At 56.3% G+C, this 23,679-nt stretch carries 28 protein-coding genes and 1 tRNA gene; 14 read left to right on the top strand and 15 right to left on the bottom strand.

Annotation, left to right across the window (positions count from 1 at the left end; translation table 11 throughout):
* Nucleotides 1–41 precede the first annotated feature (41 nt).
* Both MWU60_RS18520 and fdxA read right to left on the bottom strand, forming a co-directional pair.
* Nucleotides 42–548 (bottom strand): CarD family transcriptional regulator, encoded by a 507-nt coding sequence (locus MWU60_RS18520; RefSeq protein ID WP_247228905.1) that lies wholly within the window; start codon nucleotides 546–548, stop codon nucleotides 42–44.
* Nucleotides 549–762: 214 nt separating this feature from the next.
* Nucleotides 763–1,098 carry a ferredoxin FdxA gene (gene fdxA, locus MWU60_RS18515; protein ID WP_247228904.1) on the bottom strand — a complete coding sequence of 112 codons (336 nt, stop codon included), beginning with the start codon at nucleotides 1,096–1,098 and terminating at the stop codon, nucleotides 763–765.
* Between the two features lie 222 nt (nucleotides 1,099–1,320).
* On the opposite strand from fdxA, the gene MWU60_RS18510 reads away from it, so the two are divergent.
* Nucleotides 1,321–2,094 carry a DUF533 domain-containing protein gene (locus MWU60_RS18510; RefSeq protein WP_247228902.1) on the top strand — a complete coding sequence of 258 codons (774 nt, stop codon included), beginning with the start codon at nucleotides 1,321–1,323 and terminating at the stop codon, nucleotides 2,092–2,094.
* Here MWU60_RS18510 and MWU60_RS18505 read toward each other — a convergent pair.
* The 3 genes from MWU60_RS18505 to MWU60_RS18495 are packed head-to-tail and all read right to left on the bottom strand — an operon-like array spanning nucleotide 2,091 to nucleotide 5,801.
* Nucleotides 2,091–2,462, bottom strand: coding sequence for an RNA-binding S4 domain-containing protein (locus MWU60_RS18505; protein ID WP_247228901.1), 372 nt, complete (start codon nucleotides 2,460–2,462; stop codon nucleotides 2,091–2,093). The two genes, MWU60_RS18510 and MWU60_RS18505, sit on opposite strands and share 4 nt — an antisense overlap.
* On the bottom strand, nucleotides 2,459–5,209 hold the full coding sequence (locus MWU60_RS18500) for a helicase-related protein (RefSeq protein ID WP_247228900.1): 2,751 nt from the start codon (nucleotides 5,207–5,209) through the stop codon (nucleotides 2,459–2,461). The genes MWU60_RS18505 and MWU60_RS18500 overlap by 4 nt, the downstream gene beginning before the upstream one ends.
* A gap of 31 nt (nucleotides 5,210–5,240) precedes the next feature.
* On the bottom strand, nucleotides 5,241–5,801 hold the full coding sequence (locus tag MWU60_RS18495; protein WP_247228899.1) for a tetratricopeptide repeat protein: 561 nt from the start codon (nucleotides 5,799–5,801) through the stop codon (nucleotides 5,241–5,243).
* Between the two features lie 73 nt (nucleotides 5,802–5,874).
* Between MWU60_RS18495 and MWU60_RS18490 the strand changes: the two genes are divergently transcribed.
* Nucleotides 5,875–6,165 (top strand): SCP2 sterol-binding domain-containing protein, encoded by a 291-nt coding sequence (locus MWU60_RS18490; RefSeq protein WP_247228897.1) that lies wholly within the window; start codon nucleotides 5,875–5,877, stop codon nucleotides 6,163–6,165.
* 2 nt (nucleotides 6,166–6,167) lie between these two features.
* A complete protein-coding gene (locus MWU60_RS18485) occupies nucleotides 6,168–7,115 on the top strand; it encodes an alpha/beta hydrolase (RefSeq protein ID WP_247228896.1) in 948 nt (315 codons plus the stop codon).
* Here the strand turns inward: MWU60_RS18485 and MWU60_RS18480 are convergent.
* Nucleotides 7,112–8,326, bottom strand: a complete 1,215-nt coding sequence (locus MWU60_RS18480; RefSeq protein ID WP_281493356.1) for a threonine ammonia-lyase — start codon at nucleotides 8,324–8,326, stop codon at nucleotides 7,112–7,114. The genes MWU60_RS18485 and MWU60_RS18480 overlap by 4 nt on opposite strands.
* A 103-nt stretch (nucleotides 8,327–8,429) precedes the next feature.
* On the opposite strand from MWU60_RS18480, the gene MWU60_RS18475 reads away from it, so the two are divergent.
* The 4 genes from MWU60_RS18475 to MWU60_RS18460 all read left to right on the top strand — a co-directional run bounded on the left by MWU60_RS18475 (nucleotide 8,430) and on the right by MWU60_RS18460 (nucleotide 13,377).
* Complete coding sequence (locus MWU60_RS18475) at nucleotides 8,430–9,443, top strand: ligase-associated DNA damage response exonuclease (protein ID WP_247228892.1); 1,014 nt, start codon at nucleotides 8,430–8,432, stop codon at nucleotides 9,441–9,443.
* Complete coding sequence (locus MWU60_RS18470) at nucleotides 9,440–11,029, top strand: ATP-dependent DNA ligase (protein WP_247228890.1); 1,590 nt, start codon at nucleotides 9,440–9,442, stop codon at nucleotides 11,027–11,029. Before MWU60_RS18475 ends, MWU60_RS18470 begins: the two co-directional genes overlap by 4 nt.
* A gap of 63 nt (nucleotides 11,030–11,092) precedes the next feature.
* The gene (locus MWU60_RS18465) at nucleotides 11,093–12,910 is read left to right on the top strand and encodes a M3 family oligoendopeptidase (RefSeq protein ID WP_247228889.1); all 1,818 of its coding nucleotides are present in this window, start codon (nucleotides 11,093–11,095) and stop codon (nucleotides 12,908–12,910) included.
* A gap of 38 nt (nucleotides 12,911–12,948) precedes the next feature.
* The gene (locus MWU60_RS18460; protein ID WP_247228888.1) at nucleotides 12,949–13,377 is read left to right on the top strand and encodes a GNAT family protein; all 429 of its coding nucleotides are present in this window, start codon (nucleotides 12,949–12,951) and stop codon (nucleotides 13,375–13,377) included.
* 27 nt (nucleotides 13,378–13,404) lie between these two features.
* Here MWU60_RS18460 and MWU60_RS18455 read toward each other — a convergent pair whose 3' ends face one another.
* The 6 genes from MWU60_RS18455 to MWU60_RS18430 all read right to left on the bottom strand — a co-directional run bounded on the left by MWU60_RS18455 (nucleotide 13,405) and on the right by MWU60_RS18430 (nucleotide 17,524).
* Nucleotides 13,405–13,692 carry a DUF4389 domain-containing protein gene (locus MWU60_RS18455; protein WP_247228887.1) on the bottom strand — a complete coding sequence of 96 codons (288 nt, stop codon included), beginning with the start codon at nucleotides 13,690–13,692 and terminating at the stop codon, nucleotides 13,405–13,407.
* 9 nt (nucleotides 13,693–13,701) lie between these two features.
* A complete protein-coding gene (locus tag MWU60_RS18450; RefSeq protein WP_247228886.1) occupies nucleotides 13,702–14,676 on the bottom strand; it encodes a Gfo/Idh/MocA family oxidoreductase in 975 nt (324 codons plus the stop codon).
* Between the two features lie 129 nt (nucleotides 14,677–14,805).
* Complete coding sequence (gene rpoH, locus MWU60_RS18445; RefSeq protein WP_247228885.1) at nucleotides 14,806–15,702, bottom strand: RNA polymerase sigma factor RpoH; 897 nt, start codon at nucleotides 15,700–15,702, stop codon at nucleotides 14,806–14,808.
* A 162-nt stretch (nucleotides 15,703–15,864) separates the two neighbouring features.
* Nucleotides 15,865–16,896 carry an RluA family pseudouridine synthase gene (locus MWU60_RS18440; RefSeq protein ID WP_247228883.1) on the bottom strand — a complete coding sequence of 344 codons (1,032 nt, stop codon included), beginning with the start codon at nucleotides 16,894–16,896 and terminating at the stop codon, nucleotides 15,865–15,867.
* 28 nt (nucleotides 16,897–16,924) lie between these two features.
* Nucleotides 16,925–17,001: transfer RNA gene (locus tag MWU60_RS18435), tRNA-His, on the bottom strand.
* A 43-nt stretch (nucleotides 17,002–17,044) separates the two neighbouring features.
* A complete protein-coding gene (locus tag MWU60_RS18430; RefSeq protein WP_247228881.1) occupies nucleotides 17,045–17,524 on the bottom strand; it encodes a GNAT family N-acetyltransferase in 480 nt (159 codons plus the stop codon).
* An 81-nt stretch (nucleotides 17,525–17,605) separates the two neighbouring features.
* On the opposite strand from MWU60_RS18430, the gene MWU60_RS18425 reads away from it, so the two are divergent.
* Both MWU60_RS18425 and MWU60_RS18420 read left to right on the top strand, forming a co-directional pair.
* Entirely contained in the window at nucleotides 17,606–17,797 is a 192-nt protein-coding gene (locus MWU60_RS18425; protein ID WP_247228880.1) for a DUF6324 family protein, read from the top strand.
* Nucleotides 17,798–17,823: 26 nt separating this feature from the next.
* Complete coding sequence (locus MWU60_RS18420; RefSeq protein ID WP_247228879.1) at nucleotides 17,824–18,669, top strand: MBL fold metallo-hydrolase; 846 nt, start codon at nucleotides 17,824–17,826, stop codon at nucleotides 18,667–18,669.
* A 37-nt stretch (nucleotides 18,670–18,706) separates the two neighbouring features.
* On the opposite strand, the gene MWU60_RS18415 is transcribed toward MWU60_RS18420, so the two are convergent.
* On the bottom strand, nucleotides 18,707–19,171 hold the full coding sequence (locus tag MWU60_RS18415) for an MmcB family DNA repair protein (protein WP_247228878.1): 465 nt from the start codon (nucleotides 19,169–19,171) through the stop codon (nucleotides 18,707–18,709).
* Between the two features lie 113 nt (nucleotides 19,172–19,284).
* Between MWU60_RS18415 and MWU60_RS18410 the strand changes: the two genes are divergently transcribed.
* The 4 genes from MWU60_RS18410 (at nucleotide 19,285) to MWU60_RS18395 (ending at nucleotide 21,199) form a co-directional block, all read left to right on the top strand.
* Nucleotides 19,285–19,599 (top strand): metalloregulator ArsR/SmtB family transcription factor, encoded by a 315-nt coding sequence (locus MWU60_RS18410; protein ID WP_247228877.1) that lies wholly within the window; start codon nucleotides 19,285–19,287, stop codon nucleotides 19,597–19,599.
* The gene (locus MWU60_RS18405; RefSeq protein WP_247228876.1) at nucleotides 19,596–20,003 is read left to right on the top strand and encodes an SRPBCC domain-containing protein; all 408 of its coding nucleotides are present in this window, start codon (nucleotides 19,596–19,598) and stop codon (nucleotides 20,001–20,003) included. The genes MWU60_RS18410 and MWU60_RS18405 overlap by 4 nt, the downstream gene beginning before the upstream one ends.
* 284 nt (nucleotides 20,004–20,287) lie before the next feature.
* Complete coding sequence (locus MWU60_RS18400) at nucleotides 20,288–20,434, top strand: hypothetical protein (RefSeq protein ID WP_247228875.1); 147 nt, start codon at nucleotides 20,288–20,290, stop codon at nucleotides 20,432–20,434.
* Nucleotides 20,435–20,695: 261 nt separating this feature from the next.
* On the top strand, nucleotides 20,696–21,199 hold the full coding sequence (locus tag MWU60_RS18395; protein WP_247228874.1) for an aggregation factor core: 504 nt from the start codon (nucleotides 20,696–20,698) through the stop codon (nucleotides 21,197–21,199).
* Here the strand turns inward: MWU60_RS18395 and MWU60_RS18390 are convergent.
* Complete coding sequence (locus tag MWU60_RS18390; protein ID WP_247228873.1) at nucleotides 21,192–21,521, bottom strand: hypothetical protein; 330 nt, start codon at nucleotides 21,519–21,521, stop codon at nucleotides 21,192–21,194. The two genes, MWU60_RS18395 and MWU60_RS18390, sit on opposite strands and share 8 nt — an antisense overlap.
* Nucleotides 21,522–21,574: 53 nt before the next feature.
* Nucleotides 21,575–22,048 (bottom strand): transcription antitermination factor NusB, encoded by a 474-nt coding sequence (gene nusB / locus MWU60_RS18385; protein WP_247228871.1) that lies wholly within the window; start codon nucleotides 22,046–22,048, stop codon nucleotides 21,575–21,577.
* Between the two features lie 606 nt (nucleotides 22,049–22,654).
* Here nusB and MWU60_RS18380 point away from each other — a divergent pair.
* Nucleotides 22,655–23,350 carry a hypothetical protein gene (locus MWU60_RS18380; RefSeq protein WP_247228870.1) on the top strand — a complete coding sequence of 232 codons (696 nt, stop codon included), beginning with the start codon at nucleotides 22,655–22,657 and terminating at the stop codon, nucleotides 23,348–23,350.
* The last annotated feature ends 329 nt before the right edge of the window (nucleotides 23,351–23,679 follow it).

The raw sequence follows: 23,679 nt of genomic DNA, 5'->3' as shown, positions 1-23,679 counted from the left end.
TTCGGAACGGAACGCGGCCTTTTCATATCCTAATAACCCGCTTAAGCGGCGCGGCCGACCAAGACAGAGTCGATCTCTGCAGCGGCTGCATTCTCATCATTGCCAGCAACGGCTGCGATTTCACGCGTCAAACGCTCCAACGCGGCCTCGTACAGCTGCCGCTCAGAATAGCTCTGCTCGCGTTGATCGTCTTGGCGGTGCAGGTCACGCACAACTTCCGCAATCGCAATCAGATCACCAGAGTTGATCTTTTGCTCGTATTCCTGCGCCCGGCGGGACCACATGGCCTTTTTGACCTTCGCCTTACCGCGGAGGGTTTTCATCGCATGGCTGACCACATCAGGCGTCGCCAAGGCGCGCATGCCCACGTCGGTGGCCTTATGGGTTGGCACGCGCAGGGTCATTTTATCTTTTTCGAAAGAGATGACGAACATCTCAAGTTCGAACCCGGCAACCTCTTGTGTTTCAATGGAAACAACCTTGCCGACACCATGTGCGGGGTAAACGACAAATTCGTTGGGGCTAAAATCGTACTTTTTCTTGCTCATGATCGTCCTTTCATGGCGATTGAGATGACCGAGCGACAAAAAAACCGCCGGGGGCAACGCGCCTCCGCCGGGTATTGTCGGTCAGAAAATCAAATCAGTTTGTTTGCTTCATCGCCAATAAGCATATCACAAAAACGGCGTTTAAGAAAGCGCTGCACCGCAGCGTCACAAAGCCCAGTGAAATAGGGTGTTTTAACCGATCCGGCAGCCCGAATCAGCCTCCCTCGCCCGCAGCTTCAGAAAACAGTTCCATCTTGCCATCTTTGCCATCCATGTCCTCCGCAGTGGGCAGCGGATCTTTCTTGGTAATGATGACCGGCCACATTTCAGAGTACTTGCGGTTGAACTCCACCCATTTTTCCATATCCGGCTCAGTATCAGGGCGGATCGCGTCTGCAGGACATTCCGGTTCGCAGACGCCGCAGTCAATGCACTCGTCAGGGTGGATCACCAGCATGTTTTCACCCTCATAGAAACAATCTACAGGGCAGACTTCCACGCAGTCGGTGTATTTGCAGGCGATGCAATTGTCGTTGACGATATATGTCATGGATGTGGGTTCCGCTTAACTAACATGGCCTAGCTAGAATAGACTGAAGACGCATTCAAGGTCCAACGGACGCAGTGACGCGGCGAAGCTTTGTTCGCATCACACTTTGATGCAAATGGTGGGTTTTTGTAGCAACCGCTTACAAAGGTGGACTGACGCGCCGGTTTGGCCCATCTTGGTCCGCGAAGTCCAATAAAGGACTGCCAATATGGGGGATAATATATGTCACTGATGAACACTGTTACCAAGATGGCCCTTGGCTTTGCGATGGCCAAAGGCATGGATGCCATGAAGAAAAACGGCGGCCTTGGCGAGATGTTGGGCGGGCTGACCGGCGGCGGCAGCGCGGCCCCACAACAGGCCAGCGGTATGGGCGGTTTGGGTGATATGCTTGGCCAGCTTGGCGGTGGCGGTCCGGCGTCTGGCGGTCTTGGTGGCATGCTGGGGCAATTGACGGGCGGCGGCGGATCAACCGGTGGGCTGGGCGACATGCTGGGCCAACTTGGTGGCGGCGGTGCTGCCGCTGGTGGATTGGGTGGTCTTGGCGCGCTTTTGGGTGGCTTGGCCGGTGCACGCGGTGGTGCCGCAGGCGGGGGGCTTGAGGCGATGTTGAACCAAGACAATCCCGCCGACGAACCCGATGAAGACGAAGTTGCCACACTTATGCTGCGCGCCATGACGCAGGCGGCGCGCGCCGACGGTGATCTGGATGCAGGTGAAAAGGCCAAGCTGACGGAACTCCTCAGCGAAAGTGATCCCGGCACGATGGAAGTCCTGCAAGACATCCTGTCATCCCCTGTCAGCGCTGCCGGACTTGCAGCAGACACACCCAAGGGTCTGGAAACACAAGTCTACACCATGTCGGTCAATGCCATCACGCCGGACAACAAAGCCGAGGCGCAATACCTGCATGACCTTGCAAGCGGTTTGGAAATTCAGCCGCAGACAGCAAATGCAATCCACGACAGCTTGGGCGCACCACGCTTATATAGCTAATCAATCCCCATATCGCGGCGGTCTTTCTTGGTTGGACGACCGCCCTTTTCGTATCTGGGATTGGCCCCCTTGGCAGCCGTTGGCCGTTCCTTCGGGGCTGGCGTGAGGTCCTCGTAGAGTGCTTGCGCCTCGGGGGCAGGACCGCGCCGTTCGCCGCATTCGAGGATACGCACAACCTTAGTGTCATTGGCCTGCACGAAAGTCAGCACATTGCCCGGTCCGACAGCACGCGCGGGTTTACTGACAGGTTGGCTATCGACGCGCACCTTTCCGCCTGTCACCACACCCGCAGCGATACTGCGCGACTTGAAAAACCGCGCATGCCAAAGCCATTTATCCAGCCGGATTGTCGGGCGCGGGTCGGTCAATCCTTCTTGAAGCCAGCCAAGGCCGCTGCAAAGGGGTTGTCAGGATCAATCTGTTTTTCGCGCTTGGGCTTGGCTTGGAAGGTTTGCGGCTTGTTACCGCCGCCTTGCGGTTTGCCTTTGCCCTTTGGCTTGCCCTTGCTACGGGGGCGTCCATCGCCCTGCGGGCGCGACTGACGCGGCGCGCGACCACCCCAGGTGAATGTATAAAACACTTCCATCTCGGGGCCAGTATCAGGGACTTCCAAGGTCGTTTCAGCGGGGGCCTCGTCCGTCGGCGGCACAACTTCGGCTGGCGCGTCGGCCGGGATTTCGGCAGGGGTCTGCTCAGCCGCCTCGACGACAGGATCGGCGACAGCCTCAACCGCGACCACTTTGACTTTCTCGCGCTCGCCCTTTTCGGCCTTGTACCCAAGCCCTGTCATCAAGTCGGCAAACTGTTCGAGCGTCATGCCCGTGATTGACAGCATGTCAGGGTTCGCTTCAAACCCGCTCCGGCTATCTTTGTCGCGCAGCATGTCGGCCAGTCGTTCCAGCATATCAATACGGATCGCGCGTTCACCAGCGGCGCGGTAGCCCGCCATGGCGTAATATCCGGGCACGCTGTCCTTCGCAGTTGGCACGGTGACCAAACCGGGCGGCGGGCTTTCGGGAAACTCGCCAAGGTCCTTGGACAGTGACCACAGAACCAAACGCAAGCGCGTCGGTGCGGGCTTCAATAACAGCGGCATGAAGATCGTGAACTGGCCGAAGCGAACGCCATGTTTGCGCAGCGCACCACGAGCATCCTGGTCCAGCGCCTTCACGTCATCGGCCACCTCGCCACGCGGAATGATGCCAAAGCCCTCGGCCATGCGGAATGCAAACCCCTTGGCGGACCCCGTGAGCGTTTCATCATTCTTCAGCGCCAACAATGGCTCAAACCCGGCGGCGATTTTGCGGTCAATGAAATGCTGCAAACGGCGCTGCACTTTGGCAGCCACATCGGGGCCAGCCTCATCGTCAACAAAGGCTTCGATGCTTGGCTTGAACGGATCGTCACTCTTGACCAGTTTGCCAACCGCCTGATCGCCCCACATCAGGCCACCCTGCTCGGTGAAATCAATCTCGGGGTCCGGCGCGTTATAAAACCGATCGGCCAGCAAATGAAACTGCGGCACCAGCGCCTGCACCGAAGCCTGGCGCAGCGTCTTGGCCTCATCCGGGCTACCTGCCTTGTCCATTCGAAAACGGAAGCCTTCCAACCGTCCGACGAATTCGCCCTCGACGGTCACCTCACCCTTGTCATTTACGTCAGCCAAAAGGCTCTCCTTCTGTTTGAGCCGGCGAAGCAAAATGCTGGTCCGCCGGTCCACAAATCTTTGCGTCAATGCGCCATGCAGCGCATCTGATAATCGGTCTTCTACAGCGCGCGTCTCATCGCGCCAATGAGATTCGTCAATCAGCCAGCCGTTTCGTTGGGCCACATAGGTCCAGGTGCGAATATACGCGAGCCGTTTGGACAGCGTATCAATGTCCCCGTCGGTGCGGTCAATGCGACGCACCTGAAGACCGAACCAATTGGCGGACACATGCCCAAGCTGGTGCAGATCGTTGTAGATATGGGTCAGCAGGCCCGCATGTTCGCCTTTGCTGATACCACGAAAATCCGGAATCCGGCAGACATCCCAAAGCAGCTTAACCGACGGTCCATCCGTCGCCCGTGCCGCGACCTCATCATCCATCGCCAGCGCTTTGAGCGCGGCAAGGTCATCGCTTTCACGTACCCGCGTCAGCCAAAAATCATCTGTCCGTTCCTCTAGCGTCGCAATAAGCCGTTTGACCGACCCGAACTGCAAACGGCTATTGCGCCATTGCAGTTTTTTGACCGGCTGAAACCGATGATCACAAATTGCTTGCGCCACACCCTCGTCCAAAGGCGGCGCTTCACCCGTCACACCAAAAGTTCCGTTATCAATGTGCCGCCCAGCGCGGCCCGCGATTTGCGCCAACTCATCAGGCTGCAAATGCCGCATACGGCGACCGTCAAATTTGGTAAGAGACGAAAACGCGACATGGCTGATGTCAAGGTTCAGCCCCATACCGATGGCATCAGTCGCCACCAGATAGTCAACATCACCGTTCTGATACATCTCGACCTGCGCATTGCGTGTCCTGGGCGACAGAGCCCCCATAACCACCGCGGCACCACCTTTGGTGCGGCGTAACAGCTCTGCTATCGCATAGACATTTTCAACCGAAAACCCCACGATTGCGGCCCTTCCGGGCATCCTGCTTATCTTTTTCGAACCTGAGTAGGTCAACTGCGACATCCGCTCGCGGCGCATGAAATGCACGTCCGGCACCATCGCTGAAATGGCATCGCGCATCGTCTCGGCACCCAGAAACAAGGTTTCATGCAGACCGCGCGCATTGAGTAATCGGTCGGTAAATACATGCCCGCGCTCAGGATCACCGCAAAGCTGTATCTCATCCACAGCCAGAAAATCGCAGCCCATGCCATCTGGCATCGCCTCGACCGTGCACACCCAATATGCAGCGCGGGGTGGCACGATCCGCTCTTCACCAGTGATCAGCGCCACAACACCGGGGCCCCGTACCGCAACGATCCGGTCATACACCTCGCGCGCCAGCAAACGCAGCGGCAACCCGATCACACCCGTTCGGTATGACAGCATCCGCTCAATCGCGTAATGTGTTTTGCCAGTGTTCGTCGGCCCAAGCACGGCCGTGATCCGGGAACCCGTCATATTCTTCCCCGAAACTTCGGAGCGCCACCGCTTACAGCGACTGGCCCTCTTGCTGCAATTTCAAACGATCCACGGCTGCCAGCACTTCGGCAGAATTGGGGTTCATCGTCAGGATCATCTCGTAAAGCTCAAGCGCATCATCGGGACGCGACAGTTCTTCCATGATGATCGCAAGACCACGCATCGCCTCAAAATGGCGGGGGTTCAAGGTCAGCGCGCGCCGAATATCATCCAACGCGGGTCCAGTCAGGCCAAGCAGATAGTAGGATGAGGCACGGCCATAGTATCCTTCGGCAAATTCAGGCGCATGATCAATCAAAGCGGTGAAATGTTCCGCCGCAGCATCAGGCGCGCCATCTTCGAGCGCGTCCTTGCCCCGGCGCAGCAGCAAGTCCATGGCGGGCGAGCCGCTTTTTTCCCACTGCGCAATAATTTGCCTTTCAATGCGCACATATGTGCCTTCATCAGCTTCCGCCAACTCTTGATAAAGCTCGTCAAGCGGCGTTTGCTGGGCCGCGACAGGTAGGGAAAACCCGACTGCCAGAAAAAGTGCCGTAACGATACATTTGAAGCGATGTCTTTGCGTAACCATAATCGGTAATGTAGCGCACTGCGCGGCCAACACCAGAGGTCCGCAGTCACATCAATGAATAGAGGACGAAAAAATGAGTGATGTCGTAAACGAGGCCGTCGCCCAACTGAACGCAAAAATGGATGGGGCCGGTTTTGACGGTACTGCCAAATTCGCCATCGAAGGCGAAGGCAGCATTATCATCGACAGCGATGGCGCACGCGCCAGCGACGAAGATGCCGATGTCACCCTGACCGCCACAACGGATGTGTTCAAGGCGATCCTTGATGGCGAAATGAACCCGACAACAGCGTTTATGACCGGCAAGCTGTCTGTCGACGGCGATATGGGTCAGGCAATGAAACTGTCAGGCGTATTGGCGTAACCATGGATAAGGCCCCCCTTTTTGACGATGTCGCAAACGGGCCCGCTGGGGGGGCTGCCCATTGGCTGATCACGTCCGATGGTTTGCGCATTCGCGCAGGCCACTGGAGTTTGGCAGATGCCAAGGGGACGGTCCTGATCTTCCCCGGACGCACCGAATTTATCGAAAAATACGGTCGCGCGGCCCAAAGCTTGCAAGAACGGGGCTATGCCAGCCTTGCTATTGATTGGCGCGGCCAAGGCATTGCCGATCGCATGACCCCAAATCGGGCGATTGGTCATGTCGGCGAATTTCACGATTATCAACATGATGTCGAAGCGGTGATGGCCTATGCTGAAGACATTGGCTTGCCGCGGCCCTATTTCCTGTTGGGTCATTCGATGGGTGGCTGCATTGGCCTGCGATCTTTGATCGAAGGGCTCAATGTTGAAGGGGCGATGTTCTCGGCACCCATGTGGGGCGTGCAGATGGCCGCACCACTGCGCCCTGTTGCCTGGGGGCTTTCGGCGATGAGCACACCATTTGGTTTCGACCAATCCATCGTGCCGGGACAGTTTGAAGAGGGCTATGTGCTGCGGGCACCTTTTGAAGAAAACACGCTGACCAACGACAGTGCCGTCTGGGACGAAATGGGCGAACAACTCAAGGCGCATCCTGACCTTGGGTTAGGCGGTCCGTCTTTGCGCTGGCTCAACCGGTCTTTGCACGAAATGCAACAGCTCAGCACCATGCCTGCGCCGAATGTACCCTGTCTGACCTATCTGGGCACAGAAGAGGCGATTGTCGATCCGTTCCGCATCCGCAGCCGCATGGGCAATTGGCCCGATGGCATTTTGCGGGTGATCGAGGGCGGACGGCATGAAATGCTGATGGATACGCCCGCCATGCGGAACATGATCTTTGACGAAACGGCGGCGTTCTTTGACGCGCGGTTGGCGCAGGCAGCCTAGCCTAAATCGCTGTCCGCTCGGACTTTGAACCCTGCATCGCGTAACTGCCGCACAGTTTCGGCCACATGGGCCTTGTCGCGCGCCTCGATCACGATCTCCAACTCTGCTTGTTTCAGCGATACGGATTGCATCATGCGCTGGTGAATGACTTCGATCACATTGGCACCGGCATCACCGATAATCCGCGAGATATTTGAAAGCTGGCCGGGTGTATCATCAATCTCAAAGGTCAGCCGCGTGATGCGGCCATCACGGACCAACCCGCGCAGGATGAGGGTCGAAAGCAGACGCGAGTCGATATTGCCGCCGCAAACGACCAAACCAACCTTTTTCCCATGCAAATCCTGCGCATGTTTTTCGATGACTGCGAGGCCTGCTCCTGCGGCACCCTCGGCCACGATCTTTTCATAAGACAAAAGGTCAAACACGGCCGCTTCAATCTCGGCCTCCGTCGCGGTCTCAACCCGATCAACATGGGATTTGATAACCGCCAGGTTTGCCGCCGCCGGTTCGCGCACCGCGATCCCTTCCGCCAGGGTAGAGCCGCCGAAATTGGTGCTGACCGCATCAAAATGCGCCTTTACCGCGTCAAAGTTGGCCGCCTGCGCGCCAATAACCTGCACCTCCGGCTTTACCGATTTCGCGGCCACCGCCATGCCCGCAATCAGGCCTCCACCGCCAATTGGCACGACAATGACATCCAGATCAGGTTCTTGCTCCAGCATCTCCAAGGCCACGGTCCCCTGCCCCGCGGCGACAACTGGATCGTCAAACGGATGCACAAAGGTCATCCCCTTCTCGGCCGCCATATCCAGCGTGAACTGCACGCTTTCATCAAAACCCGTGCCATGCAGCACGACCTCTGCGCCAAAGTCCTTGGTCCGTTTCACCTTGTTGAACGGCGTCCCCTCGGGCATCACGATGACCGCGGGAATGCCCAGCCGGCTGGCATGATAGGCCACACCTTGCGCATGGTTACCCGCGCTACAGGCGATAACACCCGCTGCCCGCTGCGCATCGGTCAGCGTCAACAGTTTGGCCAATGCCCCGCGCGCCTTGAACGCGTTTGTGTGCTGCAAGTTTTCCAGCTTCAGATAAAGATCAATGCCCAGATGCAGCGACAAACGCGCAGCATGGACCGTTGGCGTCCGCATGGTCGCAGGTTTGATAGCCTCATAAGTCTTTGCAATCAGAGCAGGATCAAGGGCCATGGGCCACCTCGTTCATTCATAATCACCCACCGATCTACACGGTAAGGTGGCTGAAACCCACCCCCGCCATTGGCCCGCGCGTCGGACGCCCTATAGTCGGATCATGGCCGACGTTCTTACCTTCACCGACCGGGGCATCTATTGCCCTGCTGGCGATTTCTACATTGATCCGTGGAGACCCGTTGATCGGGCCTTGATCACCCACGGGCATAGTGACCACGCGCGGCCCGGCATGGGACGTTATCTGGCGACCACTGGAACGGCGCCCGTGATGCGGCACCGTCTGGGCGACATCACGTTGGAGACCATCGACTACGGTCAGGAAAAACAAATCGGCGATGCCTGTGTTTCCTTCCACCCCGCAGGCCACGTTCCGGGCTCGGCCCAGATCAGGGTCGCGGTGAAAGGTGAGGTCTGGGTCGTCTCAGGCGACTACAAAACCGTGGCTGACGGGCTGTCCGAACCCTTCGAACCCGTCAGATGCCACGCCTTCATCACCGAATGCACCTTTGGTCTGCCGATCTTCAAATGGACGCCGCAAAACGTTTTAACGCAGCAGATCAACGACTGGTGGACGGCTAACGCAGCAGCCGGACGCACGTCGATCCTTGGGGCTTACGCGCTGGGGAAGGCGCAGCGCCTGCTGACCACCGTCAACCCGGATATCGGCCCGATCCTGACCCACGGTGCTATTGAGAACACCAATACCGTCCTACGGAGCCAAGGCTTCACCCTGCCCAAAACAACCCTCGTCACCAAAGAGATCAGTCATAAAACCCACCCCGGCGCGCTCGTCCTCGCCACCCCCAGCGCGCTTGGGACCACTTGGGCGCGGCGGTTTGGCCCCGCCTCCACCGCCTTTGCAAGCGGGTGGATGGCCTTGCGCGGCGTGCGCCGCAGACGTGCTGCGGATCGCGGCTTTATCGTATCGGACCATGCCGACTGGGAAGGGCTGAACAGCGCTATCAAAGCCACGGGCGCCACTAAAATCTTTGCCACCCACGGTTACACCTCCGCCTTCCAGAAATGGCTGACCAGCCAAGGCTACGACGCCCATATTGTCAGCACCGACTACCAAGGCGAAGGCTTCGATCAAGCAGATGAGGTCGAAGCATGAAAGACTTCGCCACCCTCTTCACCCGCATAGACGAAAGCACCAAGACGACGGTCAAAACCGCCGCCCTCGCTGATTACTTCCAAACGGCAACCCCCGAAGACCGCCTTTGGACCATCGCCTTGTTCACCGGACGCCGCCCCAAACGGACGATCACCGCTACGCGCCTGCGCGAATGGGCGGCAGAGGTTGCGGGGCTTCCTGACTGGCTGTTCGAGGAAAGCTACAGCATCGTCGGCGATTTGGCAGAGACGATTGCACTGGTCCTGCCGCCCGCCACGGAAAGTGAAGATCAGACGCTCACCCATTGGATCCGATACATCAAAACCCTCTCCACACTCGAAGATGATGAGCGCAAGGCAGGCATTTTAGGCGCGTGGAACAGCCTGCCCAACACCGAACGCTTCCTTTTCACCAAACTGCTGACCGGCGGTTTCCGCATCGGCGTCAGCGCCAAACTGATCACCCGCGCTCTTGCGCAAGCAACCGGCCAACCCGAACCGCAACTGACCCATAAATTGATGGGTAACTGGACGCCAGACACGACCACATGGGAGGCACTGATCGAGGCGGATGATCCCACCGCCGACCTTTCACGCCCCTACCCATTCTATCTGGCCTACCAACTGGACGGTTTCGACGACCTAGGCGCCCCCGCCGATTGGAACGCCGAGCGCAAATGGGACGGCATCCGCGGCCAACTGATCATACGCGGCGGCGAACATCACCTGTGGTCACGTGGCGAAGACCTGATGACCGACCGTTTCCCCGAATTCGCGCAACTCCGCGACTACCTGCCCGACGGCACAGTGATCGACGGCGAAGTACTGGCCTTTGCGGATGAAAAACCCCTTTCCTTCAACGCCTTGCAAAAACGGATCGGGCGCAAAACCGTGCCGAAGAAACTGCTGACCGAAGCACCCGTGATCCTCATGGCCTATGACCTGCTGGAACATGAAGGCAAAGATATCCGCGACCAGCCACTCAAAGACCGACGCGCAATCCTCGAAACGCTGACGCAGGCGACACCGCCAGAAGCCCCCTTCCGCCTCTCGGCCTCTGTCCCGTTTCAGACGTGGGATGACCTGAGCGCCGCGCGCGACCAATCACGCGACCTTAACGCGGAAGGCCTGATGCTGAAACGCCGCGACAGCCCCTACCTGTCGGGCCGCAAACGCGGCGATTGGTGGAAATGGAAGATCGACCCGCTGACCATCGACGCGGTGATGATATACGCCCAAGCAGGGCACGGGCGGCGCGCGAACCTATTCACCGATTACACATTCGCAGTGCGCGACGGCAATGATCTGGTGCCGTTCACAAAGGCCTATTCCGGCCTGACCGACGCCGAATTCCGTCAGATCACAGCTTGGGTGCGCAAAAACACCCTGCAACGGTTCGGCCCCGTGCGGCAGGTGCCCGCCGAACATGTGTTCGAGATCGCGTTCGAAGGCATCCAGGCCAGCCCCCGCCACAAATCCGGCGTCGCCCTGCGGTTCCCACGCATGCTGCGCTGGCGGCAGGACAAACCGGTGGATGAGGCCAATACGTTGGATGATCTCAAAGAGATGTTGGCGACCTATGGCTGACGGGGTTTTCACTGCGCCCAAGCGCACCTATGTTCCACCCAACTCTTGATGAAAGGTCTGCCTATGCAATTCCCCCAGCCCGTTTTCGACGCCAACACAAGCGGTGGAAAGGACCTCGGCAATCTGCCCGAGTGGGACCTGAGTGATCTGTACCCCGCGACGGACAGTCCCGAATTGGCCCGGGATATGGCGTGGCTGGAAAAAGAATGCGCGGATTTCGCGGCGACCTTTGAAGGCAAGCTGTCTGATCTGGATGCTGCAGGGCTTCTGAATGCCGTAAAACGCTATGAACAGATCGACGTCATCGCAGGGCGTATTATGTCTTTTGCTGGCCTGCGCTACTATCAAAAAACCACCGACAGTGACCGTGCCAAATTCATGGCCGACTGTCAGGACAAGATCACCAATTACACCACGCCGCTAGTGTTCTACGGGTTGGAATTTAACCGGCTGGACGATGATCACCTTGCCGATCTGCTGTCGGCAAATGCCGACCTTGCCCGCTACAAACCTGTCTTCGACCGCATGCGCGCGATGAAACCACATCAACTGTCGGATGAGTTGGAAAAGTTTCTGCACGACCAGTCTACTGTGGGTGCTGCCGCATGGAACCGTCTATTTGATGAAACCATGGCTGGGCTTGAATTCACCGTCGATAGCGAGACGCTCAACCTTGAAGCCACGCTGAACCTGCTGACCGAACAGGACCGCAGCAAACGCGAGGCGGCAACGCACGCACTGGCGACCGTCTTTCAGGAAAACATCAAGATTTTCTCTCGCGTGCACAACACGCTGGCCAAGGAAAAGGAAATCGAGGACCGCTGGCGCAAGATGCCAACACCGCAAACCGGGCGACACCTGTCCAATCATGTCGAGGCAGAAGTGGTGGAGGCCCTGCGCAACGCCGTTGTCGCCGCCTACCCCCGCCTGTCGCACCGCTACTATGCGCTGAAAGCCAAGTGGATGGGGCTGGAGCGGATGCAGGTCTGGGACCGCAACGCGCCACTGCCGATGGAAAGCGACAAAATCGTGGGCTGGGATGAGGCAACCAATACGGTGATGACGGCCTACGCCGAATTCGACCCCAAAATGGCCGAGATAGCTAAGCCCTTCTTCACCGATGGCTGGATTGACGCGGCGGTGAAACCGGGTAAAGCGCCGGGCGCATTCGCCCATCCGACAGTCACGACGGTGCACCCCTACGTCATGCTGAATTATCTGGGAAAACCCCGCGATGTCATGACCTTGGCGCATGAACTGGGGCACGGCGTGCATCAGGTTTTGGCGGCAGAACAGGGCGAACTCTTGTCGTCGACGCCGCTTACATTGGCGGAAACCGCTTCGGTCTTTGGCGAAATGCTGACCTTCCAGAAGCTGCTGGACGGAGCCAAGACCAAAGAAGAACGCAAGATCCTGCTCGCCGGCAAAGTCGAAGACATGATCAACACGGTCGTGCGCCAGATCGCGTTTTATGACTTCGAATGCAAACTCCACGCAGCCCGCGCCGAAGGCGAGTTGACACCCGACGACATCAACGCGCTGTGGATGTCGGTGCAGGCCGAAAGCCTTGGTCCCGTGTTTGATTTCGCCGAAGGGTATGAAACCTTCTGGGCCTATATCCCCCATTTCGTGCATTCACCGTTCTACGTCTACGCCTATGCGTTTGGCGACGGGCTCGTGAACGCGCTTTATGCGGTCTATGCCGAGGGTGACCCCGATTTCCGCGAGAAATACTTTGATATGTTGCGCGCTGGCGGATCCAAGCACCACACTGAATTGCTCGCACCCTTTGGGTTGGATGCCTCTGATCCCAAGTTTTGGGACAAGGGTCTGTCAATGATCAGCGGAATGATTGATGAGTTGGAGGCGATGGAAGATTGATCAGCTTACACGCGCTATCGCGTGAAGCGGTAGCGCAAGTGGCACATCTAGAGCTACCCCGCGCGCAAGTCGATTTTGTTGGCGATATTGCTGAGATGTCAGATGACCCTGATCCGCTGATCAGGATGCATTACGCCTCTTATCAAACTAAGGTTATTGGGTTTTTTAAGGTCGACCTAGACATAAGTCGACGTATTCCCCATCTTGCAGCGGGGACCTTTGGCATTCGTGGTGTTCTTGTTGGAGGGCAATATCAAGGGCATGGGTACGGCACAGCGATGCTGAATGCGCTGCCCGATTACCTGCGCGAAACCTATCCTGGTGCCAATGAATTCTGGCTTTCAGTTGACGCGCACAATCATGCTGCGCGTCAGTGTTACGAAAAAGCGGGTTGGGTTCAAATCGGGCCGGACCGCGACGGGAGATGTGGCAAAGAAAATGTCATGCGGCTTAGTTTAGAAGAATAGATTAGCTGGCTCTGCACTTCGATCAGCTCAATCCAACTCTGTCCAAGGCCATGGCTTCACTTCGCTTGCAGCGGTTTGATAGCGCGCAGCCTTTGCCATCCAGACACCCATCGTGGTCCCCAGCTCGGCTAATTGTTCATTCGGTTCACGCTTGTTGAACAGCATGATCAAGAATTGCGCGACCGTCAGAAGGCCCAAGATCGTGCTTGCCATGCTCATCAGCACAGCGATGATCACCATGTGTAGCAGACGCACCCAAATGCTTTCGAAATCCTCTTCGACTTCCGTGTCAGCCGTTTCGTGATCCTTGGCCATCATCAACTCCTACGTCGGGTGCCCACCAGCGGCAAAAACCATATCCATCATGTGCTGTGTACCGCGCGAAAATTCAAGCGGGCATGGGTAATCTGCCCCAGTTTGCACTGATTTGCAGAAGTTTTCCACCTGTTGCACATAGTGATTTACCGCAGGCCATCTTTCAGACACAACAGTCAGCCCATCATTTTCGAGCGTGAGTTGCGCCACATCAAACACATTGGCATTAAACGGGCAGGTCAGGCGCAATACGCCTTTGTCCCCGTGAATGGTCACCCCTTGCCGTGGGAACATCCGGGTGGAAACCGTTGCGGCATAGGTGAAATTTTCAAACTCTGCTGCGACCTGTGCAAAAACATCGACACCGTTTTCGATACGCAGCCTGGCGTAGGGCACGGCTGTTGGTTCCTGCCCCGTGACAAATCGTGCGGCACCAAAGGTATAACAGCCAATGTCGCGCAAACCGCCGCCGCCGACATCGGCGCGGTTGCGGATGTTGGTCATATCATCGTTGAAATACGTAAAGACGGCATCAACATGCACGACGTCACCAATCGCACCGCCCTGCACCAGTTCTCGGGCGCGGATGAACTGCGGGTGATGAACAATCATGAATGCCTCTGCCGCAAGCTTGCCTGACTGATCCCGCGCTGCAATCAGTTGGTCGAATTCAGACGCGGCCAACGTCATCGGCTTTTCGCACAGCACGTGTTTTCCGGCAGCAAGGGCTTTCAGTGACCATTCCACATGCAGGTGGTTCGGCAAGGGAATATAGACCGCATCAATGTCAGGATCAGCCAAAAGCGCATCATAGCTGTCATAGACCTGAAGACCGGGCGCGAAGGCCTGAAAGCCCGCGACCTTGTCGGAGTTTGACGTCGCCAGCCCAACAAGATCAGCCCCTTTTGCCGCATGAATGGCAGGCCCCATGTGATTTTGCGCAAAGTTCGCGGCACCCAGAATGCCCCAACGAATTGGTGTCATGATGTAATCCTCTTTGCGGCTAATGTTAGCGCCAACACATCAAAGAAGGAAACCAAGACCTGAGTCAAAACATGAAAAAACCCCGCCAGAAAATCTGGCAGGGTTTCTGTTTAGAATTAATAAGTGGCTTCACGCGTCGGCCAGCATACCTTTTTGGCGCGCAAGCTCTTGCATCTTGGCTTGCAACTTTTCAAACGCACGCACCTCGATCTGGCGGATACGTTCGCGGCTGACGTCGTACTGACCGCTTAAGTCCTCCAGCGTCACGGTTTCTTCGGACAAGCGACGCTGCATCAGAATGTCCTTCTCGCGGTCATTCAGCACTTCCATCGCCTCGGCCAGAAGCTCACGACGGGCGTCAAGCTCATCACTCGCTTCATAGTCAGCCGCCGTATTGGCGCTTTCATCCTCAAGCCAGTCCTGCCATTGGGCGGCACCTTCACCATCAGCACTGACAGTGGCGTTCAGGGATGCATCACCACCGGACAAGCGGCGGTTCATCGAGATTACTTCGTCCTCGGTCACACCAAGGTCCGTCGCAATACGCTGCACGTTTTCGGGGCGCAGATCGCCATCTTCCAGCGCACCGATCCGGTTTTTTGCCTTGCGCAGGTTAAAGAATAGTTTCTTTTGCGCAGACGTCGTCCCCAGCTTGACCAAAGACCATGACCGCAGGATATATTCCTGGATTGAGGCGCGGATCCACCACATCGCATAGGTCGCCAGACGGAAGCCCTTTTCAGGGTCAAAGCGCTTCACGGCCTGCATCAGGCCAACGTTGGCTTCCGAGATCACCTCGGCCTGCGGCAAACCATAGCCGCGATAGCCCATCGCTATTTTGGCGGCCAATCGCAGATGCGATGTCACCATTTGATGTGCAGCATCCGTATCTTCATGGTCGACCCAACGCTTGGCGAGCATATATTCCTGCTCAGGCTCCAGCATGGGGAACTTGCGGATTTCCTGCATGTAACGGTTCAGACCACCCTCTGGGGTTGGTGCTGGTAAATTCTTATAGTTACTCACTGTATCTGCCCTCCTATGTTTAAAGGCTTAACATGGATATGGTAGCGCTCGCATCGGGTTTCAAGAGGAGCCCTATCCGATTTCCGTAAAAGCAATATGAACTATCCGGTTTAGTTTTACGAGGCACGTTTCCGTGCGCTCACGCACATGGGATGAATTATTTCAGCCCTGAGAGCCAAGCGCGCGCAGTAATTCGCGCATATCTTTGGGGATTTCCGCCTCAAACTGCAAAAACGCGCCCGAAACCGGGTGTGCAAAGCCCAAAGTGGCCGCATGCAGCGCCTGACGTGGAAAAGCAGCCACTGCCGCAACACCCGCCTCGCCAATCGCTTTTGGTGACAATTTGCGCCGCCCGCCATAAACCGGATCGCCAATCAACGCATGCCCGCAATGGGCCATATGCACGCGGATCTGGTGGGTGCGGCCCGTCTCTAGCCAGCATTCGATCAAAGCGGCACAAGCAGGACTGCCCAGCCCTTCAACAATGCGCGACCGTGTTACCGCATGACGACCAGCCGTGAAAGACACCGCCTGACGCTGGCGATCCGTCCGGTGACGTCCCAGAAACGTCTGTATCTTCAGGATGTTTCCCGGCTCAAAAGAAGTGCCCTTGATCCCGCGCAGTCTTGGATCGTTCTGATCAGGCAAACCATAGCAAACGGCCAAATAACGGCGTTCCACCGAATGGGCCGCAAACTGGTCAGCCAAATGATGATGTGCGCGATCCGTTTTTGCAGCGACGAGCAAACCAGTCGTCTCTTTATCAATCCGATGCACGATACCGGGGCGTTTCATGCCACCAACACCTGAAAGCGTTTCACCACAATGATGAATCAGCGCATTCACCAGCGTGCCGCCGGGCGTGCCGGGGGCAGGATGTACGACCATGCCGCTCGGTTTGTTCACAACGATTAGATCGTCATCCTCGAAGACCACATCCAACGGTATTTCTTCACCAACGATATGGCTTTCTTCGGCAGCCGAGACGGTCACTGCAACAACAGCACCTTCCGTCACGCGATGACGCGGATCGGTCACCACCGCCCCATCCACGCGCACAGCACCTTCGGCAATCAGCTTTGCCAAACGCGACCGGCTGAGTGCTGCATCCTCTGGCACATCGCGCCCCAGCGCTTTGTCCAAACGTGATGCTGGGTTCGGCCCGATTTCAAATGTAATGAGTGTCTCACCCATGATCGTCTCCGGTGCCGCATGGGAGGGATGGTACCGCCTCCCCGGCTTGAACGGGGGACCCCTGGTTCCACAAACCAGTGCTCTAACCAACTGAGCTAAGGCGGCAACAGGGCTGATCTAGCGGGATGAGATCACGATTGCAAGTCCCCTAGAAGGCAATCTGCCACGTCTCTTCCACCAAATCGACGCCAAAGGAATGCACAGGCACAGCATGGGTGCGGGTCAATCCGTTGCGGGTATAGATGCGACCGGCAGCCGCATGGCTTTCATGGGTCCAGAGGGTCAGCCCGGCGTATCCCGCACTTCGGGCAAAGCTGAGGCATTGATCCAGCAAGGCTTGCGCAACCCCTGTGCCCCGCGCCTCAAGTGTGACGTAAAACAAGCGCAGCTTGGCGGTCGTTTCATCGAAACGGACGCAAAAGATGCTGCCCAGACGGGTCTCCCCCCGATGTGCAATCCATCCGGCCTCGCACATAGTATCATGATCTGTCAGAAACGACTGGACGATACTGTCGACCAACGGACCGAACGTCTCGTCAAACCCCTCGGCCTGTGCGTAGTGGTCGGCGTGCTGAGCGACAAGCCAGTCGGCATCGGCACGGTCAAAAGGGCGCAGGGCAAACTCCATTCCACCACTCTGCCCGCCCTGCCCTTGCCAATCAAGGGCTGCGCAAGGTACTGAAACAGCCAGCAAACCACGAGGACCGACATGGGTATCAACAACGAGCGCGACATCGAAGCGAACATGCAAATCGGGCCAACCGACCTGGGCATGGTGCGGATATTCATTGAGGCGGACGGGATCGAGATCCCGATGGATTTCGAGCCAGAAGAGGCGGATGAAATCGCAGAAGAGATCAAGGCGGCGGCGATGGCGGCACGGGCTGTGAAGAAGCCCTGACGACCTTCATCAGAAAATGAGATAAGATGCTTTGCAAAATTGGTGAGATTGAGGTTTGGCGGATTCTTGAGATTCACTCGCCGTTCATGACACCGGAAGAGCTCTACCCAAACGCCGGTCCCGATGTTCGGCAGATCATCGAAAACCTCGTTCCCGGCGGTATCTGCGCCCAAACGGGACGTCTGATCCTCCCGGTCCAAGGGTTCTTGCTGAAGACGCCATCACATAACATTCTGGTTGATAGCTGTGTGGGCAATCATAAAAACAACCCCAACGATCCTGATTGGCATCAGCGTTCAGACGGGCGGTTTATGGCGGCTCTTGCGGCAGCTGGCATCGGCGTTGAGGACATTGACTATGTGCTATGTACTCACCTTCATATCGACCATATCGGATGGAATACGCGGCTTGAAGATGGCCGCTGGGTGCCGACATTTCCGAATGCCAGCTACCTGATGCCCGCAGCCGATGAAGACGTGCAACGATCCCGTGGCAGCCCGGCATACAGTGAAAGCGTTTTGCCCGTAATCGAGGCAGGACAGGCGGAGCTTGTGAGCGCAGGTCATATGCTGGGTGACCATGTCACGCTGGTTCCGACCCCCGGGCATACGGCGGGCCACGTATCGGTCATGGTGAAAAGCCGCGACCGCGAAGCCGTGATCACGGGCGATGCCATTCACTCAACCGCGCAATGCTGGCACCCTGATTGGCATTTTAAGTATGATGCTGACCCAGATTTGGCCGTCACGTCGCGCAGACAACTACTAGAGCAGTGCGCCGCATCAAACTGCGTTGTCTTGGGCAGCCATTTCGCGTTGCCGTCACTGGGCCGTATAAAAGCCGAAAAGGCTGCTTTTCGCTGGGAAGACTAGGGATGGCATAGTGTTTTTGTGGGAAGCTTCGCGTGATTCAATAAAACTGCTCACTGACAAACCCCGGATCACGCGCTGCCTGTGCCCTGACCGCTGCATGGCGCGCAAATTTCTGGATCATCACCTTGCGACGTGCGCCTGCCAGCTTGGCCTCTGGCCCCATGCGGATGATCTCTGCATCATAGCCATCGGCAATGATCAGCCCGGTATCATCGGGCAGCAATTCGGTCGGGAAATCGCTGTCGACAGCCCAGAAGAAGCGGTCGCACCATTCCAGATACCCGTGCCATTTGTGGTCTGATTGAAAATCAGCACGGCTTGATTTGCATTCCACAATCCAGACCTCGCCTTTTGGCCCCATGGCCATCACATCGACACGCAGACCTGATGCGGGCGTCAGCTCCTCTACACTGACAAAATCGTGGCCGCGCAGTGCACGCGACACACCACGGGCCAGCAATTGGCCGGGCATCAGGCTGGATGTGACGACATCGTCTGGCATGCACAATACCCTGAACAATACGTGAACAAAACTCAAGAAGAAAAACTTGTTGACGTAATACCAAAAGGTTTCATATAAAAATGAAACCAAATTGTATCACTTAGGAGACCCCAATGGAGTCACAACCGACCTTCCGCGCCCTCGCTGATGCGACGCGTCGCGACATCCTGGTGATGTTGCGCAGCAAAGAAATGACAATCGCCGAAGTTGCCGAGAATTTCGACATGACCCGTGCAGCCGTCAAAAAGCATCTCACGGTCTTGTCTGACGGCGGGCTGATCACGGTGCGCGCGCAAGGACGCGAGCGCATTAACGCGTTCAACCCTGCTGGCATGGCCCCTGTTCTGGACTGGCTGACCTTCTTTGATGCCTTCTGGGATGACCGCCTGAACGACCTGAAATCTGCGATTGAAAAGGACGCAACATGACATTGCAAAAATCAATTTACCTCAAAGCCAGCAAAGCTGACGTCTGGGCATTTCTGACAGACCCTGACAAGTTGGCACTTTGGTTTCATAAGCCAGCTAAAACACTTTCAAAGGGACAACCCTATAAGATGTTTGGCACGGAGTCCGGTAACAAGCTGATGTGGGGCGAGGTGATCACGGCCGATCCACATGACCATCTTTCCTACACCTTCACGATCGGCCCAATGGGTGACGCAGTCAGCACAGTGACCTGGACACTGGAAGACGTGCCCGGCGGCACGCGCCTGTCTCTCTTGCATGAGGGTCTGCCTGATGGCGAAGCGGCCTTTGACCTGACTTTGGCGCTTGATAAAGGCTGGGATGACCATCTGGCCCGGATGCGTGCGGCAGCGCACGACGGCTGAAACGACTCAGCCAATTCACCTTGGGCCGTGGCACTACACACGGCCCAAGGTTAACGAAGAAACAATCATTGCCAGAATGTGCCATTGGCGAAGCGGTTTTGGATTAATTATTTGGTAACAGTGCGTTAGAAAAACGCCATTAACACCGGTTCATCCAAACCGGACAGCTTTGTGACACAACTGGGGCCTGACGCGGCGTCACGTAAACCCAAAAGCCTTGCCGCCGTCACCTTTTCGACCGCATTGCCGCGTAGATATTAAGCATCGAATAGGGAATGCTGCTTATGTCACTGTTTACGAATATCTCATTTTTTGAAGTCTCGATGGCCCTGCTTTTTGTTGGCATGGCCGAGCGTTTGCTTCTTGCCTACGCCCCTGCTGAAATGGTCGGCGCCAAAGGCTGGCTGATCCGCGGCGAGATTGAAGAATAAGCTGACCGAAGGGCTTGCCCTTCACCACCCGCCCGCCTACCTGTTGGGGGACGGGCTCTGCGCTTCTCGTATACCATAGGTACAAATCCAGCGGCCTTACGCAAATCCTAGGGGGCTGGCTCTGTTCTGACCCTGGTCTGATTACCTGGCGCCCACCTGTACATACAGGTCCTCAGGATTAGCTACCTCTACGGTCGCCGTGGTCCCCGTCACCTTCCACCGCAGAATTGACCACCACCTTCGCAGCGCTATCTTAGATTTATGAGAAACATCGCATGCGCCACAGCACTCCTGACCATACTCGCCCAATCTACTTTTGCGGATATTACCGTTCGCTTCGAGGAAAGTGCGCCCAAGGATCGTTTCATTGTCATGAGCGATACCTGCCCCTTACAGGACGTCGATGTCTTAATTGATCTTGCGCTGTCTGCTGGCGGTCTTATTTTTGATGTCACACCCCAAGGGGCCGGGGTCGAGGTGTTTCAACCTGTCGAGGTCCAAAGCGGTGTTGCGACGGCCCGACCTGTCGTTGACGGCGACCAACAGCTGTCGTTCCAAATCAGTGATTTACGCGCAGGCGCTGATGTCGTGATCTCTGCCGATCTTGACGACGTGCTGACCAATAGCCGTTTGGGACAGATCCGTGTCGCCGGGTCAGAGCTTGATGGCGCGGTTGTTCAGATCAGAATTGCTGGTGAAAACCAAACCGCTACTTTTTCGGATGGCGCGAACATTGTCGTCCTCTCACACAATTGTATCAGCTAGATCGGCGCGAAAGCCTGCGTGAGGGTGATTTGGCTTCGACCCGCACCGGGATCAGCATCCCGCGCTTTGGGCCATCATCATCGTCATCATCAGCTTGCGACATGATCACGATCGCAAATTGCACGCTGCCAAATACCGTTCCGTTGAAGAACCACAGCAGGAATACAGCCAGCCAGCCGATATCAGATCCCATGACAAGGCCGCGCAGGCCAACAACATCAAACCAAAGGATCAACCCGACAAAAACCGCCGATAAGGCAAACCCAACCGCGCAATGGCGCAGGTAAAGCCGCATCAGGTCAGGTTCCGGTTTCTGGTTCATTCTTCCGCTCATGCGGCAAAGTTAGCCTGCAATTGCGAAATAGCAAATCACATCTACCCGCCGAATGCCTCAGGCTGAGCTTCGCGCGCCATATGATCGAGCACCGCATTGACGAATTTAGGCTCTTTGCCATCGGCTGAAAACGCCTCGGCGACGCCAACGAATTCGCTGATGACAACCTTGGGGGGCGTCTGTTTCAGCGTCAATTCGGCCCCTGCTGCGCGAAAGAGCGCCCGCCATGTCGGATCAATCCGTGCAATCGGCCATTTCGCTACCAGCGCGCGGTCCGTCATCTGGTCAATCGCCGCCTGATCATCGACCGCTTTTTCCATCAGCGCGCGGAATGTATCCACATCGCCTTCAGTCATCTCAGCATCGTCATATACAGCCCCAAGACGGTGATCTTCAAACTCACGCGTGACCTGATCGACGGTCTGGCCCGACGCCTCCATCTGGAACAGTGCCTGCACAGCGTAAAGCCGGGCGGCTGTTTTCATCTTGCGCTTTTGGTTATTCGAAAGGGTCATAAGGGCGTCTTATATCAGGTGAGCAGTGCGCCGCTAGGTGACATCAACGTGAGGCTTTGTCGAGGGTGAAGTCGCGACGCGCGAAGACGAAGGGTAGATCACATGGGAGTGCTTTAAAACGAACCAAATGCAGGGCGAAACTTTTGGTAGAACCATGGCGTTGCATGGATGGTCAGCGAATGTCATAGACTATGAGGCGAATGACTGCGAAGAGCCCAAACTGCAAAATGCTGCGCTTACGACGAAAGTCTGCTTCTGTGTAACATCGCTTGCGCCTAACGATCAACACGACGACTGGAGCAGGCATCGCCCGTCTTCTGTTTCGATACAGTTCGAGCGACTGGTCATGGCCGCACCCTTTGAGTAATACTAGCATTCGGATGCCAGAGTGGTATAATGTGTTTCTGCGGCCGTGGAGCGATGCAGGCGAAGAAGCCGGACCCATGCCCAACAAGAAGCAGGGCAAATCAGCCTATTGATGTAACAGTCTGACTGGCCACCTCAGAAGTTCTGTGAGATCTAGCGGCTAAGGGCTGATTGTTATCGCTTATCAGCCAAACGCTCGCTAGCAGGAAAGTCTCTATCCACTCTGCAAGGGTCCTTGCCATGGAAATTCTTACTGAAGCCTATCGCAAGCTCGTAAATGACGCTTCGGAAGTCGCAGATGCTACTGAACGAAGTAAACTGTTTAAGGCTATTTCTTCAGAATTGCAGCAGCAAATAAAGCTGAACCCATCGGCTGAGAAGGACTATCAAGATCTATTTCTGTTAAGCCTTGACAAACTGGTAGAGGCTGACGCTCAGATTGAACAGGAGTTCATTCAACGACAAGTCGGTGAAGCATCTGATCCGATACAGAGCTATCGCAACCTTATTGAAAGAGCTTCACAAATCAAAGTTAGGACAAAACGCAGCGCCAGACTGAATGAACTTCTATGGCCAGCAAAACGACTTGATGAGAGCCTCTTTTCCCTTTGTTTTGATAAGATTCATGAAGGCTCTCGAAGCATGAAGGCAGATTGGTTCGCACTTCGGCCAGATTTGCAAACAACAGAGTATCGCAAAAAGACGATAGCACAAAAGGCCGCCTTGTTTGGTGATGCAGTGCATAGAAGCATGCGTAGCCAGGCCGAGAGTGGATATGACGAATTGGCCTACTTCTCTGAAGACTGGATTAAATCCATGCAGCATCACGAACCCGATTTTCTTCAGATTATGGAACGCATTTACGCAAATTGGGCTGGGCAATGGGATGTGCAGGCTATTCGCCAGCGCATTTCGTCGGCCATGCGTGACACCTAGGCTTAAGACTAGGGTCCGCTTATCTTGCGATTTTTCTATTATCGTCTGCTGCACTTGTGTCCTGTCTGAAGTCAGCGCCTACGACAATTAGGGGAAATCATACGGTAGGCATGTTGCGCCGAACCAATGCGCCAAAGCAGACACTCCATTCACCTTTGCGGATGTCCGTTTTGTCCGCGACTCAGTCATCCATCTACACGATTGCTTGAACCGCGCCGGGTTTGCCGGAGGCTCCAACTCATGAGTAGGATGGAGCATCATGACAAAGACAACGAACAAGTATTCACCAGAAGTCCGCGAACGCGCTGTACGGATGGTATTGGATGGCG

It is taken from the genome of Yoonia sp. F2084L (assembly GCF_023015625.1).
Taxonomy (GTDB): Bacteria; Pseudomonadota; Alphaproteobacteria; order Rhodobacterales; family Rhodobacteraceae; genus Yoonia.
This window is presented reverse-complemented; position numbering and strand designations above follow the sequence as displayed.